The organism is Kribbella sp. NPDC050241, from assembly GCF_044459685.1.
Classification (GTDB): domain Bacteria; phylum Actinomycetota; class Actinomycetes; order Propionibacteriales; family Kribbellaceae; genus Kribbella.
In genome coordinates this window covers 42,494-55,611 of sequence record NZ_JBITJE010000007.1, presented here as the reverse complement: position 1 = coordinate 55,611, position 13,118 = coordinate 42,494, and the positions used below count along the sequence as shown (strand labels likewise).

Genomic DNA, 13,118 nt, shown 5'->3' with positions numbered 1-13,118 from the left:
TCGTGACCATGCATGCCGTTCGAAGGTCTTGACGGCGGTCGTGGTTGGCCGTTTCAGTGCCAAGATGGCCGTTGTGGAGTCCTACGTCGAGCGGCCGCCGTTGCCGGGGCTGGCGGGTGTGGTGCGGACGGTCTGGATCCAGCGGACCGGCGAAGCGGCGTACGTGCAGCGGCATTTGCCGACCGGTGGCGTGGAGATTCACTTTCCGATTGGTGGGCGTCCGCAGTTGGTGGGCCCGTTGACTGGTCCGGAGGTCGAAGTCATCCCCGCCCACACCACGATCGTGGGCGTGCGGTTCCACCCGGGCACGGCGCCGCCCTTGCCGACGGTGCTCGACGATCTCGTGGATCAGCGCGTGAGCCTGGTAGATCTGTGGGGAAGCTTGGAGGACCGTCTCGTCGAGGCGATGGCCCGAGCCGGCACACCCGAACGAGCGCTCATGTTGTTGCAAGCCCACCTCGTGCAGGAGTTTCGTACCGCGGTGCGCGTGGATCCGCTGGTGGGCGAGGCGGTGCAGGCGTTGATGCCGTGGCACCCGCTCAACATCGACACGCTGGCCAACCATCTGGCGCTCTCCGCGAGTCAGCTGCGTCGCCGGTGCCTGCACGCGGTCGGGATGAGCCCCAAGGTGCTCCAACGGACCTTGCGGTTCCAGGGGTTTCTCGCGCTGGCGCAGGCCGGCGCCACGCCCACGGGCCGGCGTGGTGCGGACGGTACGGCGGGTCTGGCGATCGACGCGGGGTACGCCGACCAGGCGCACCTCAGCCGGGAATGCCTCCGCCTGACAGGCCTCACCCCGAGCCAACTCCTCGGCCTCAACCCGAGCCAGCCCCTCGGCGGCACCGTTGACCGGTGCATGTGCGGCCACGACCACTCCGCGTCGTACAAGCCGTTCCTCGCTACCCGGAGGCAGCCGCTCCGAGTCTGACCAGTGCGCGATTTGTTCAAGACCCCGCCGGTGGGCCGGTCATAGCGTCTGACTCATGACCGACTGGAGCGACGCACTCGACGGCGAGCTGTTCAGTCCCTGGTCAGCGGGCTACGAAGAGATCCGCCGCCCGTTCCACCCCGCCTACCGGGACGCCCGGCCAAGGCTCGTAGCTCTGTGCCGCTCGGTCCCGGACGTCGTCAGCATCACCAAGTACGCCGCAACCACCGGAGACCGCATCGCCCCACGAGGCGGAGGCCACTGCTTCGCGGGCCGATCCTCGACGGACGGGATCGTGCTCGACCTGTCCGGCCTCGATGGCATCGCGGTGGGACCTGATGGCATCGCCACGATCGGAGCCGGCGCCCGCCTGGCACAGGTGTACGCCGCTTTGCACGCCTACGACCGAACCGTGCCGGGCGGATGCGGTCCGACCGTCGGCATCACGGGCCTCACCCTCGGCGGCGGGATCGGTCTGCTCGGGCGCAAGTACGGCCTGACCTGCGATCGCCTCGTCGGCGCGCAGGTCGTGCTCGCGGACGGCAGCGTCGTGGAATGCGACGCTGACCACGAACCAGACCTGTTCTGGGGTCTTCGTGGCGCAGGCGGCGGCCAGTTCGGTGTCGTCACGTCACTGCGGTTCGACACAGTTCCTGAGCCGATGAGCACCCGCATCGAGGCGCACTGGTCAGACATCGCTCTCGAGGAACTGGTCTCGGCCTGGCAAGTCTGGGCACCGGACGCCCCGGACGAACTCACCGTCAACCTCTCCCTGGTGTCCGAGCCCGGCGTACCCGTCCAGGCGACGCTCTTCGGCGCCTCGACACTCGACGAGGCGACGACCCGGGAACTGTTGCAGCAGTTCACCGATCGGGCCGCGACCGTCGACTTGCGCGCCGGCCTGCCGTACAGCCGCCTGAAGAGCACCTTCGGCGACCCACTCGATGAACCCGAACGCCTCACCCGGTTGAGGTCGGAGTTCTTCTCCGACTCGATGGCCGACCGCACCATCGCATCTCTCCTGGACCAGTTCTCTCCGACCACGGGCCGACGGGAGCTGGCGTTCACCGCGATGGGCGGGGCCTACAACAGGATTGTCGACAACGCGACGGCGTTCGCTCATCGCAGCACGCGCTTCCTGCTCGAGCACATCGGCGACGCGGACGATCCTTGGATCGACGAGTCCTGGGCGACCGCGCACGCCGATGGGTCCGGCCGCGTCTACCCCAACTTCCCCGACAGCGCGCTCGACGACTGGGCGTCGGCGTACCACGCGGCCAACTATCAGCGGCTCGCAGCGGTCAAGCGCGCCTACGACCCGCACCGATTCTTCGACTTCCCGCAAGCCATCTGATCACCACGGAGGACAGCCATGAGCAAGGTCATCAGTGCCCACTCGGTTTCGGTCGACGGTTACATCACCGGTCGCGATCCCGGCGCTGGGCGTGGGCTCGGCGACGGGGGGATGCTGTTCAACTGGTACTTCGACGGGGACACACCGAGCCAGGTGTTCGACGGCTTCAAGCTGAGCGAGGCCAGTGTCCGGTTCTTCGACGCGAGTGCCGAACGTGTCGGCGCCAGCCTGGCCGGTCGCAACACGTACGACGACTCCGGCTGGGTCAACGGCGGGGCACCCCATCCGACCGCGCCGCTCGTCGTCGTCAGCCACCGTCCGGTGCCGGGGATGAGCGACCAGCGTCAGACCCTGATCACGACCGGGATCGAGGACGCTGTCGCCGCGGCACGCGAGGTCGCCGGCGACAAGGACGTTGCCATCATGGGCGGCGGCGCGGTGACGTCGGCGCTCGCGGCCGGCCTCGTCGACGAGGTGATCCTCCACCAGGTGCCGATCCTGCTCGGCGCCGGGCGCAGCTTCTTCCAGGAACTCCCCGAACACGTGGAACTCCGCCTGCTCGAGGCCATCCCCGCGCCCGGCGTGACCCACCTGCACTACGAGGTCGTCCGATGATTCTCGTCACCGGCGGGCTCGGCATGATCGGCGCCCACACCGCCCGTGCGCTCCTCGACCTCGGACAGGAGGTCGTCGTCACCACCCACCGCCGTACCGAGGTCCCGTCGTTCCTCGCCGGCCAGGTCATCGTCGAACCCCTCGACGTCACCGACCGGGACGCCTTCCTCGCCCTCGGCGCCCGCCACGACATCAGCGACATCGTCCACCTCGCGGGCAGCGTTCCGGGCGAGAACCCGGTGGATTTCTTCCGCACGGACACGACTGGTCTGCTCAATGCGCTCGACGCCGCCCGCGCTTGGGGCGTCCGCAGGTGCGCCGTCGCCAGCAGCCTCGGTGTGTACATCGGCCGGACCGAAACCCGCTGGCACGAGGAACTCGACCTACCCACCACAGAGCTGCCGCACCTGGTCATCGCGTTCAAGAAGGCCGTCGAGCCGCTCGCCATGCACAGCCTCCAGGGCAGCGGGGCCCAGCCCGTCGTACTCCGGATCGGGACCATCTGGGGACCGCTCGTCGATCCGGAAACACCGTTCTTCTACATCCCGCCGTACATCAGCGCCGTGCTCCGGGGTGAGGAGCCGAAGCCGCTGTACGCCGACGACGGCGGAGACTGCTGCTATGCGCCGGACGCAGGCCGCGCGATCGCACTCCTGACGACCGCGAAAACCCTGCCGCACAACGTCTACAACGTGTCCAGCGGCCGGCCGTACACCAACCGCGACTTCGCGGGTGCTCTGCAGGCGATCACTCCCGGCCTGAAGCTCGACCTCCTGCCGGGACGGCAGGGCGGTCCCGGCGACGACCCGTACCTCGACATCACCCGGCTCACCAACGACACCGGCTTCGAGCCGGCCTTCGATGTCGCCAAGGCGGTCGCCGACTACGTCGCGTGGCGCGCCGCAAGCTCTCGCTGAAGGAGAACACCATGCTTGACCCGAAAGTACGCAGCGTCCTCGACGGCACCTCAATCGCCCACCTGGCCACGATCTGCGCCGACGGTTCGCCGCACAGCACTCCCGTGTACGTCGGCGCCCGCGGTGACCGCATCGTCTTGTTCACCGGTCCGACCATGCGCAAAGCACGCAACCTGCGCCGCGACCCTCGGATGGCGCTGTCCATCGCGCCTGTCGACAATCCGTTCGAGCCGGTCGTCATTCGCGGCCGGGTCGTCGAATGGATCGAGGGCGACGAGGCCTGGGAGATTGTCGACAATCTGGCCATCAAGTACGCCGGCGCACCCTATCCCCGAGGCGAGGAGCGCGTCGTGGCCGTCATCGAGCCCGAGCACCAGGCTGTAGGGATCGGGTGAGGGCCCGCTTTCCGCTCCGGCGAATCACCCTGCGTCTCCGTGAAATCTCTTTCTGTTGATCTCTTGACCTGACGCCCGGTCACGAGGGACGTTGGACGGCATCGGATTTACGAGTCATTTCCGAACCTGGTTCGTAAAGGGAGTGCCGTGGCGATCGTCATCGGGGTCGTGACCCACTCGACGCACGGGCAGCTGTTCCGCGACGCGGCCAGCACGCTGCGCGGGGTCGACCTCGAGTGGGTCAGCTACGACCACGAGGACGAGATCCGCGCCAAGGTCGCCGCGTTCCTCAGCAGCACCCGGGTGGACGGCTTCCTGGCCGGCCCGGTCCCGTACACCGAGAGCCGCGAACTCCTCCCGCCTGGCCTGCCGGTCGGCGTGATCCGCTCGTCCGCGCTCGACCTGACCCTCGCCCTCTACCGCGCCCAGGAACGCGGCTGGGGTCGAACGCCGGTCAGCATCGACACGTTCCCCGCGGAAGCGGTCGAGGCGGTGGCGACCGCGCTCGAGCTGGATCCGGATGCGATCGAGTGTCTGCCGTACTCACCGACGCAGTCCGTCGAGGACATCGTCGAGTTCCACCGCTCGGCGTACGAGCGGTTCGGCGATCGCAGCTACGTGATCAGCGTCCGGGCCGCCGTCCGCGAGCAGCTTCGCGGACAGATCCCGATCATGAGCGGTATGCCGGTCCCGGCCACGATCCGGACCGAGTTGCACGAGCTCGCGTTGCGGATCGAGTCCGATCGGGCCAGCGCGCAACGGTTCGCGGCCGGCGTGTTCCTGATCTCGCGATCGCCCGACGAGGAGCGTGCCCGGGTCGGCCTGATGAACCTGTTGCTGAACACCCCTGAGTTCGCCGGCGCGTGGATCGAGGATCGCGGCCGGCGTGGCGTCGTCGTCTTCGCCCACAAGGCCCTGTTCGAGCGCGTGACGCGCAACTGGGTCGCCGTACCCGCGCTCGCCGAGGCCGCTACGGCGCTCGGTGCGCAGGTGTCGGCAGGCTTCGGCGTCGGCGTGTCTGCCCGCAACTGCGTGCTGCTCGCCGAGCAGGCCGCGGTGCGGGCGGAGTTGGAGGACGAGCCTTGCGCCTATCTGATCGAGGACAGCGGCGTGATCATCGGGCCGATGGGCCCGAAGACGAGCACTGTCCGCGAGGCGCTCAGTTTCTCCTACCGCGAGCACGGCGACCACGTCGAGCAGCTCGCGAAGTCCGTCGGGCTCAGCGCCGCCACCGTTTCCCGGCTGGCGGCCCTGGACCACGAACTGGAAGGCCGGACGATCTCTCCTGGTGAGCTCGCCGACCGTCTTGGCATCACGGATCAGAGCGGACGCCGGCTGATCCGCACCCTCGACGCAGGCGGCCTGGTGAGCGTCGAGGGCACCGCCCAGCACCATCCGAAGGGACGCCCGAGTCGTCTGTACCGACTGCGCATCGCCCAAGCGTTGAAGGGACACCAACCATGGAGCTCAACCGCCGCCAGATCCTGAAGCTTGCCGGGCTCCGCATCGCCCTACCCGCCGCATCGCCCCTGCTGTCCGCCTGTTCGAACGACAAGTCCGGAGGTGGTTCCGGCGACGGCAGTGTGAAGTTCGAGGGCTGGGACCCGATGTGCTCGTCACGGTCAGGATCGACGGCGAACTGTTGAAGGCCCGGGTGCCGACGCCGTTCCAGTTGGGCCACGACAGCACGGTGTACGTCGGGTTCAACCCGGAGCGGCTGATCCTTTCACAGCCTCCGACGGCATCGCGCTGCAAGCACCCCAACGCGTGTGAGCAACCAGCACCCGGCGCACGCTCTACCCAGCACCCGGCGCACGCTCTACCCAGCACCCAGCACCCAGCACCCAGCGCACGCTCTGCACAGCACCCCCCATCGAGAGGAATGCTCTTGAGAGACCCTGAGAACGCCACCGTCGAGGTCGAACTGCCGGACGACTTCGACGCCTTCTGGGCGGCCGGCCTGGCGGACTGTGCGTCGTACCCGCTGGAGCCGGTGCTCACCGAGATGCCGGCACTCTCCACGGACACTGTGATTGTCTACGATCTGCGCTACACCAGCTTCGGCGGTCTGCGGATCGCAGGCTGGTACACCATCCCGCGCGACCGGCCGGCGCCGTACCCGGCACTGGTGACGATCCCCGGCTACATCTCCGAGCCGACGATCCCGAAGGAATGGTCCGAGCTCGGGTACGCCGCCCTCGCGGTGGCGCCACGCGGCAAGCTCCGGTCGAACGACGTGTTCAACCCCGGCTACCCGGGGCTCCTGACGCACAACATCGTCGACCACAACACCTACGGGTATCGCGGCTTCTACCTCGACGTCGTCCGGGCGGTCGACGTCTTGCTCGGTCGTCCGGAAGTCGACACTGCACGGATCGGATTGCAGGGATCGAGCCAGGGCGGTGGGCTCGGGATCAGTACGGCGGCGCTGCGACCAGACGCGATCAAGGCCGTCGCGGCCGGAGCGCCGTACTTGTGCGGGATCATGACCGCGCCGACGCTGACCCGGTCGTACCCGTACGAGGAGATCAACGAGTACCTGCGAGTGCACCCCAAGGACGTGGATCGGGTGCGGGAGTCGGTCGCGTACTACGACGGCCTCAATTTCGCGCCGAAGGTGCAGGCGCCGACGCTCCTGTACCTCGGGCTGGAGGACGATGTCTGCCCGCCGGAGACCGGGTTCACGCTGCATCGGACGCTGACCTGTGAGAAGACGCTGCACACCTTCCCGCACTGCGCGCACCACGCCGGGCTGCCCGGCGTGATGCGGATCGTGGAGGACTTCCTTGCCGAGCACCTGCAACCGGGACGGTGACTGATGGATTTCGACAACTACTGGGCCGCGGTGGACAGGGAACTCGCCGCAATACCCGCTCGTCCGGTGCTCGACGTCGTACCGGCCCGGGCGACCGACGAGGCGACAAGCTACACCGTCCGGCTGACGAGCACAGGCCCGTACCGCGTCTTCGGCCACCTGAGCATCCCCACCGGTGACGGCCCGTTCCCCGCGCTGCTCCAGACACCGCGGTACGGCAGCGTCAATCACGTACCGCACCCCAACGACCGGAGCCGGTACGTCGTGTTCGGTCTGATGCATCGTGGTCAGCGACTGGCCGACGAAGGATTCTCGGCGGCGTACCCAGGGTTGTTGACAATGGGCATCGACGATCCGGCGTCGTACATCTATCGCGGGATCGCGGCGGACTGTCTTCGGGCGGCCGAGTTCCTGCTGGGGTTGTCGGAGGTCGATCCGGCGCGCGTCGCGGTGACCGGCGACGACCTGGCCGTGCTGACGGCCGCGCGGCGGCCCGGTTTCACCGCGCTCCGGGTGACGGATCTGCTGTTCTACCGGGCGATGGAGGCGCGGCTGAGGTCCAGTTCGTATCCGCTCGAGGAGCTCAACGATCATTTCCGAGCCGGATCGTCGGTGCAGATTGTCGACAACACGCTGTCCTACTTCGATCCGACCCGGCACGCGCCTGCGGTGACCGCGACGAGCCTGGTCGCGGCGGACGATCCGGACTGGTGTGCGTCGCTGATCAATGCTCTGCCTGCCGTGGGTGTCTACAAGCTGACGCACCTCGATGGGACGGACAACGACTTCCTCGACGCGTGGTTGGCCGAGCTGTCCGGGGTCCGGCCGATGTCAAGGTTCCTGGTCGGATGAGCGATCCGCTCGAGGTAGATCCGCCGGTCCGTCCGTCCACCACACTCGGCGGGCTTGGGGTGCGGCCGGTGATCAACGCGTCCGCCACGCTGACCATGCTCGGTGGCTCGTTGATGCCGGCCCCGGTTCTGAAGGCGATGAACGACGCGGCCGCTCACTTCGTCGACCTCGACGAACTGCACACCCGCGTGGGCGAGCGGCTGGCCGCGCTGACGCACAACGAGGCGGCGTACGTGACCTGCGGTGCGGCAGCGGCCATCACACTGACCGTTGCCGCCTGCATCACCGATCAGTCGCAGGCATTCCCGGTCGATACCGAGGTGGTGATGTTCGCTTCGCAGCGGAACGGCTACGACTACGGCGTCCAGCTGACCGGGGCTCGGATCGTCGAGATCGGTCCGTCGGTCGACGACCTGCGGGCCGCACTCGCTCGGAAGCCGGCCTGCGTCTTGTGGTTCGCCGGAACTCACTTCGCGGCAGGCGCGCTTGCCGTCGAAGACGTGATCGGCGTCGCCGCGGAGGCTGGCGTACCGGTGATAGTTGATGCGGCTGCACAGATCCCACCGGTGTCGACATTGTGGCGATTCACTCGAGAGGTGGGGGCGGACGCGCTGATCCTCAGCGGTGGGAAGGGGCTACGGGGTCCGCAGGCCAGCGGCCTGGTGCTGGGGCGCCGGTGGATCGTGGACCGTTGCCGGCTGCATGCATCGCCTAACCAGGACATCGGACGCGGCATGAAGGTCGGGAAGGAGGAACTGCTCGGTTTGCTCGCGGCGGTCGAGTGGACGCTGGAGCAGGATGAGGCGGCGATGCTCGCCGGCTACGAACGGATTGTCGACAACTGGATCCGTGGATTGCAGGGACTGCCGGGAGTGACCGTCACCCGCGGCTATCCGAGCGAGGCGGGTCAGCCGCACAGCCGAGCGGTTGTGCGATTGTCGCCAACCTCCGGTTGGACTAGGGACGACCTGGTCACGGCGTTGTGGGACCGCGACCCGCGGATCGCGGTCGGCACCTATCGCCTGCCCGACGACGCGATCGCACTCAACCCGCAGACGATGGAACCCGGCGAGGAGGAAAAGGTTCTCGAAGCCCTTGTCGGCCTTCTAAGCTCTGGGAATGGCGAGCAAGCCGGATGAGACGCGGGACGGCGTCGACCTGACCAACTTGGATCAGCCCTTGTTCGACGGGGCCGACGCGACCAAGCGAGATCTGGTCGACTATCTGGACGCGGTGCACGAGTGGATCCTGCTCGAGTTGCGGGAGCGGCCGTTGTCGGTGATCCGGATCCGGCCAGGGCAGCCGAAGTTCATGCAGAAGAACGTGCCGAAGTACACACCCGACTGGGTCAAGACGGTGCCGGTGTGGGCGGAGGCGTCCAAGCGGGAGGTGTCGTACGCGCTGTGCGACGACCGGCGGACGCTGCTGTGGTTCGCGAACCAGCGCGCGGTCGAGTACCACCCGACGCTGATGCGCGCGGATCATTGGGACCGCATCACGCATCTTGTGCTCGACCTCGACCCGCCGGAGGGAGACGAGACGTTCGCGAAGGCGGTGCAGGCGGCGTTCCTGGTGCGGCAGGCGCTGAGCGACGCAGGGCTGTCGGGTGCGGTGAAGACGAGCGGCGCTAAGGGCGTGCATGTGTTCGTGCCGATCGACGAGTCGGTGTCGATCGAGGATGCGGCTGCGGCGACCCGGGCGATCGCGGCGCGGGCCGAGCGGATCGACCCGGACGTCGCGACCACGGCGTACATCAAGGAGGACCGGGGCGGGAAGGTGTTCGTCGACTCGACGCGATCCGGTGGGGCGACGGTGGTCGCGGCGTACAGTCCGCGGGTCCGGCCCGGTACGCCGGTATCGTTCCCGGTCGGCTGGGACGACCTGGACCGGGTCACTCCGCGCGACTTCACCGTCCGCACCGCCGTCGATCAACTGGGTGACGCCGACCGCTGGGCCGATCAACTCCCAGCTCCCCAATCCCTCCCCGAAGACCTCCTCGAGGAAGGCCGAGCCATCCCCATCGCCCGCGTCATCGCCATGCACGAAGGCAAACGCCGCAAACGGGCCAAGGAGAAGGCCGAGCAGGAGGACTAATCCTCGCTCGCCGTCGTCAGTTCGAGCGCGAGCTGACGTACGTCGGTGGACGGGTGGTTGCGCAGGGCAATGAGTAACGCGCGCCGGGTGGGGGCCCAGCCGGAGCGCGGGCCGGCGGTGGAGATCAGGGACCAGGCGAGGAGGCCGGCGACCAGGTCCGGGTCGTGGACGAGCTGTGTCGCCGGATTCGCCAGGGACTCGGGGGACCAGTTGGCTTCGCTTGCCGTCAGACGGTAGCGGAGCAGGTTGGCTGCCGAGAAGGCGCCTGCACCGAGGGAGCTGGGTCCCGCAGCAACGCGGTCACGTAAGGGATGTCCCCGGCCGCCTGCGCCACGGTCAGCCCGAGCGTCCGCTCGTACGACGCACCGCGCGCCAGCTCATCGAGGAGCGCGGACCCGTTCAGCCGACGGCCCGCTAGTGCGGCCGCCCGCTGCCGCGCGCCGTACGGAAGCTTGTCGACGGACTGGATCAGCTCGCTCGCACGCATGGGCCCAATCCTGCCCACCCCAGGTGTCAGGTCAGTCGGGCAGGGTCGCGTCGGGCAGCAGTAAGGCGGCCTGTCAACTGACCTGCTCGAGTTCCGCGAACGCGGCGGCGAGCTTCGGCAAGGTGTAGTGCGCGTTGAGCCCACTCGGATTCGGCAGGATCCAGACGCGGGTGTCCCCGATCATGCGGTCCTGCTTGCCCATGGCAGCCTTCCGCTCGCCGAAGGCGTCCCGGTACGCCGTGACGCCGACGATCGCGAGCCATTCCGGCTGGACGCGAAGGACCTTCTTCACCAGGTTCTCCCCGCCGGCCAGGTACTCCGCACGAGTCAGTTCGTCGGCTCGCGCGGACGGCCGGTCGACGACGTTGGTAATCCCGAGGCGGTAGGTCAGGAGCTCACCCTGCTCGTCCGGTCGTAACTGGCGCGGCGTGAATCCACCCAGGTGCAACGCCGGCCAGAACCGATTCCCCGGCCGGGCGAAGTGATGACCGGTCTCCGCCGACATCAGCCCGGGATTGATCCCGCAGAACAGCACCCGCAGCCCGTCACTGATCACATCCGGCAGAGGTTGCACGCGCCAAACCGTACAGCCCAGGCCGCGTCAACCCAGGGTTGACGCCCAATCGATTGTCAACCTAAGGTTGACGGCATGACTCCTGGACCTGACCTGCAGGAACTCATCAACACGATCAAGGCGGACGCCGGCAGCGACGACGAACTCGAGCAGCTTGGCGCCGCGGCGTCGACGATCAGTGAACTGACCAGCACCGGCGACGCCGCACTCGGCTTCTTCGTGGACCGCGCCCGCGGCGCCGGCAAGTCCTGGGTCGAGATCAGCGCGGTGCTCGGCGTGAGCAAGCAGGCCGCGCACAAGCGCTTCGCCGACTCGTGGACCAGCAAGCCGGCCTTCAACCGGTACACGAAGCGTGCGATGGCTGTGGTGAAGGCAGCGGCGGACGTGGCCCGCGGCGACAACCACGACTACATCGGCACCGAACATCTGCTGCTCGCGTTCTACGCCGAGCCCGAGTCGCTGGGTACGAAGGCCCTGCTGCACCACGGGATCACCAAAGAACGGGTCCGCGCCGCCGTCGACGAGGTGAATCCAGCGGAGGAGCCGACCGACCCGCCGAAGACGCTCGACGCCGAGCGACCGCCGTTCACCCGACGGACCGCGCACGTGCTGCACGGCGCGGTCGGGGAAGCGCTGACGCTGGGACACAACTACATCGGCACCGAGCACCTGCTGCTGGCGTTCTACCGGGACTCGGCCGGCCTGGCGACGAAGATCCTGCTGGCGGAGAACTTCGATGAGACCGCTGCCTGGACTGCCCTCCGTGCGCTGCTGGAGGAGGCATCGAAGTAGGTTGGGCGCATGCCTGACTGGTCTGCACGGTTGAGTGAACTGGCGGTGACGGCGAAGGTTCCGGGGGCGGTGCTCGGGATCTGGCACGACGGTGAGACGACGATCGCGCCGTACGGCGTGCTGAATGCGTCGACCGGGGTCGAAACGACGGAGGACTCGCTCTTCCAGCTCGGGTCGGTCAGCAAGCCGTGGACCGCGACGATGATCGTCCAGCTGGCCGCGGAGGGGCGACTCGATCTGGACGACGCCGTGGTGAAGTTGTTGCCCGGGGCATCGATCGATCCGCGGATCACCGTCCGTCACCTCCTCACTCACACCAGCGGCATCGACGGCGACGTGTTCACCGACACCGGCCGCGGCGACGAGTGCCTCGAGCGGTACGTCGGTCTCCTCGCAGACGTCGAGCAGTTGTTCGAGCCAGGTACGGCGTACTCCTACTGCAACGCCGGGTTCGTGCTGCTCGGCAGGCTGATCGAGGTGCTCGACGGCGGCAGCTGGGACGAGTCGCTGCGCAAGCGGCTGGTCGAGCCGCTCGGACTGACCAGGACGGTCACGCTGCCGGAGGAGGCGATCCTGCACCGCGCCGCGCTGGGTCACCTGGGCACCGACGGATCGCCGGTCAAGACGTGGCAGTTGCCTCGGAGCATCGGTCCGGCCGGAGGAGTCACCGCGTCGGCCGGCGACCTGCTCGAGTTCGCCCGGATGCACCTGACCGACGACCGCTACCGGTCGATGCAGGAGCCGCAGGTCCCGTACGCCGGTGGCGTCGGCGGCTTCAGCAACCTCGGCCTGGCCTGGCGGATCTATGACTGGCAAGGCCGCGGCCTGTTCGGCCACGACGGTACGACGATCTCCCAGCTGGCGTTCCTCCGGATAGACCCCGAGGCACGGCTGGTCATGTGCGTGCTGACCAACTCCGGCAACGGCACGACCCTGTTCGAGCCGCTGGCCACCGAGGTCTTCTCGCACTTCACCGGGGTCGGCCACCCGGCCTCACCGCAGCCGGCCGACGCTCCGGTGGACGACCGCCATGTCGGCCGCTACGAACGTGCCAGCGTCCGGCTGGACGTCGTACGGCGCGACGACGCGCTGGTGATGGCGTATCAGGCCACCGGTGACCGGCTGTCGTTCGCCGAGCAGCCTGTGCAGGAGTACGAGCTGCGCCCGACCGAGCCCGCGGACGGCGATCACTTCGTCACCCGCGAGGCGCCGGAGCATCCGTGGGTCCCGGCCACGTTCACGCCGAGTCACGTCTTCACCTCCGGCCGGGTCACGCCCAAGCGCTGAGCGAGGCC

Annotated in this window: 14 protein-coding genes; 12 read left to right on the top strand and 2 right to left on the bottom strand. The window is 68.2% G+C overall.

The window, feature by feature from the left end; genetic code table 11:
* The first annotated feature begins 64 nt into the window (after positions 1–64).
* The 10 genes from ACIBG5_RS29210 to ligD all read left to right on the top strand — a co-directional run bounded on the left by ACIBG5_RS29210 (position 65) and on the right by ligD (position 9,970).
* Positions 65–928: a helix-turn-helix domain-containing protein gene (locus ACIBG5_RS29210; RefSeq protein WP_396394675.1), complete on the top strand. Its 864-nt coding sequence runs from the start codon at positions 65–67 to the stop codon at positions 926–928.
* 55 nt (positions 929–983) lie between these two features.
* Positions 984–2,282: an FAD-binding oxidoreductase gene (locus tag ACIBG5_RS29205; RefSeq protein ID WP_396394674.1), complete on the top strand. Its 1,299-nt coding sequence runs from the start codon at positions 984–986 to the stop codon at positions 2,280–2,282.
* A gap of 18 nt (positions 2,283–2,300) precedes the next feature.
* On the top strand, positions 2,301–2,897 hold the full coding sequence (locus tag ACIBG5_RS29200) for a dihydrofolate reductase family protein (protein ID WP_396394673.1): 597 nt from the start codon (positions 2,301–2,303) through the stop codon (positions 2,895–2,897).
* Positions 2,894–3,814 (top strand): NAD-dependent epimerase/dehydratase family protein, encoded by a 921-nt coding sequence (locus ACIBG5_RS29195; RefSeq protein ID WP_396394672.1) that lies wholly within the window; start codon positions 2,894–2,896, stop codon positions 3,812–3,814. Before ACIBG5_RS29200 ends, ACIBG5_RS29195 begins: the two co-directional genes overlap by 4 nt.
* Before the next feature lie 11 nt (positions 3,815–3,825).
* The gene (locus ACIBG5_RS29190) at positions 3,826–4,209 is read left to right on the top strand and encodes a PPOX class F420-dependent oxidoreductase (RefSeq protein ID WP_396394671.1); all 384 of its coding nucleotides are present in this window, start codon (positions 3,826–3,828) and stop codon (positions 4,207–4,209) included.
* Between the two features lie 147 nt (positions 4,210–4,356).
* Positions 4,357–5,697, top strand: a complete 1,341-nt coding sequence (locus ACIBG5_RS29185) for a hypothetical protein (protein ID WP_396394670.1) — start codon at positions 4,357–4,359, stop codon at positions 5,695–5,697.
* 400 nt (positions 5,698–6,097) lie between these two features.
* Entirely contained in the window at positions 6,098–7,024 is a 927-nt protein-coding gene (locus tag ACIBG5_RS29180; protein WP_396394669.1) for an acetylxylan esterase, read from the top strand.
* 3 nt (positions 7,025–7,027) lie between these two features.
* Positions 7,028–7,876 carry an acetylxylan esterase gene (locus ACIBG5_RS29175; protein ID WP_396394668.1) on the top strand — a complete coding sequence of 283 codons (849 nt, stop codon included), beginning with the start codon at positions 7,028–7,030 and terminating at the stop codon, positions 7,874–7,876.
* Complete coding sequence (locus ACIBG5_RS29170) at positions 7,873–9,015, top strand: aminotransferase class V-fold PLP-dependent enzyme (RefSeq protein WP_396394667.1); 1,143 nt, start codon at positions 7,873–7,875, stop codon at positions 9,013–9,015. The genes ACIBG5_RS29175 and ACIBG5_RS29170 overlap by 4 nt, the downstream gene beginning before the upstream one ends.
* Complete coding sequence (ligD, locus tag ACIBG5_RS29165) at positions 8,996–9,970, top strand: non-homologous end-joining DNA ligase (protein WP_396394666.1); 975 nt, start codon at positions 8,996–8,998, stop codon at positions 9,968–9,970. The genes ACIBG5_RS29170 and ligD overlap by 20 nt, the downstream gene beginning before the upstream one ends.
* Before the next feature lie 226 nt (positions 9,971–10,196).
* Here ligD and ACIBG5_RS29160 read toward each other — a convergent pair whose 3' ends face one another.
* Both ACIBG5_RS29160 and mug read right to left on the bottom strand, forming a co-directional pair.
* Positions 10,197–10,457, bottom strand: a complete 261-nt coding sequence (locus tag ACIBG5_RS29160; protein WP_396394665.1) for a hypothetical protein — start codon at positions 10,455–10,457, stop codon at positions 10,197–10,199.
* Positions 10,458–10,530: 73 nt separating this feature from the next.
* Entirely contained in the window at positions 10,531–11,031 is a 501-nt protein-coding gene (gene mug / locus ACIBG5_RS29155; protein ID WP_396394664.1) for a G/U mismatch-specific DNA glycosylase, read from the bottom strand.
* Positions 11,032–11,106: 75 nt separating this feature from the next.
* On the opposite strand from mug, the gene ACIBG5_RS29150 reads away from it, so the two are divergent.
* Complete coding sequence (locus tag ACIBG5_RS29150) at positions 11,107–11,823, top strand: Clp protease N-terminal domain-containing protein (protein ID WP_396394663.1); 717 nt, start codon at positions 11,107–11,109, stop codon at positions 11,821–11,823.
* Positions 11,824–11,832: 9 nt separating this feature from the next.
* Complete coding sequence (locus ACIBG5_RS29145; protein ID WP_396394662.1) at positions 11,833–13,110, top strand: serine hydrolase domain-containing protein; 1,278 nt, start codon at positions 11,833–11,835, stop codon at positions 13,108–13,110.
* The last annotated feature ends 8 nt before the right edge of the window (positions 13,111–13,118 follow it).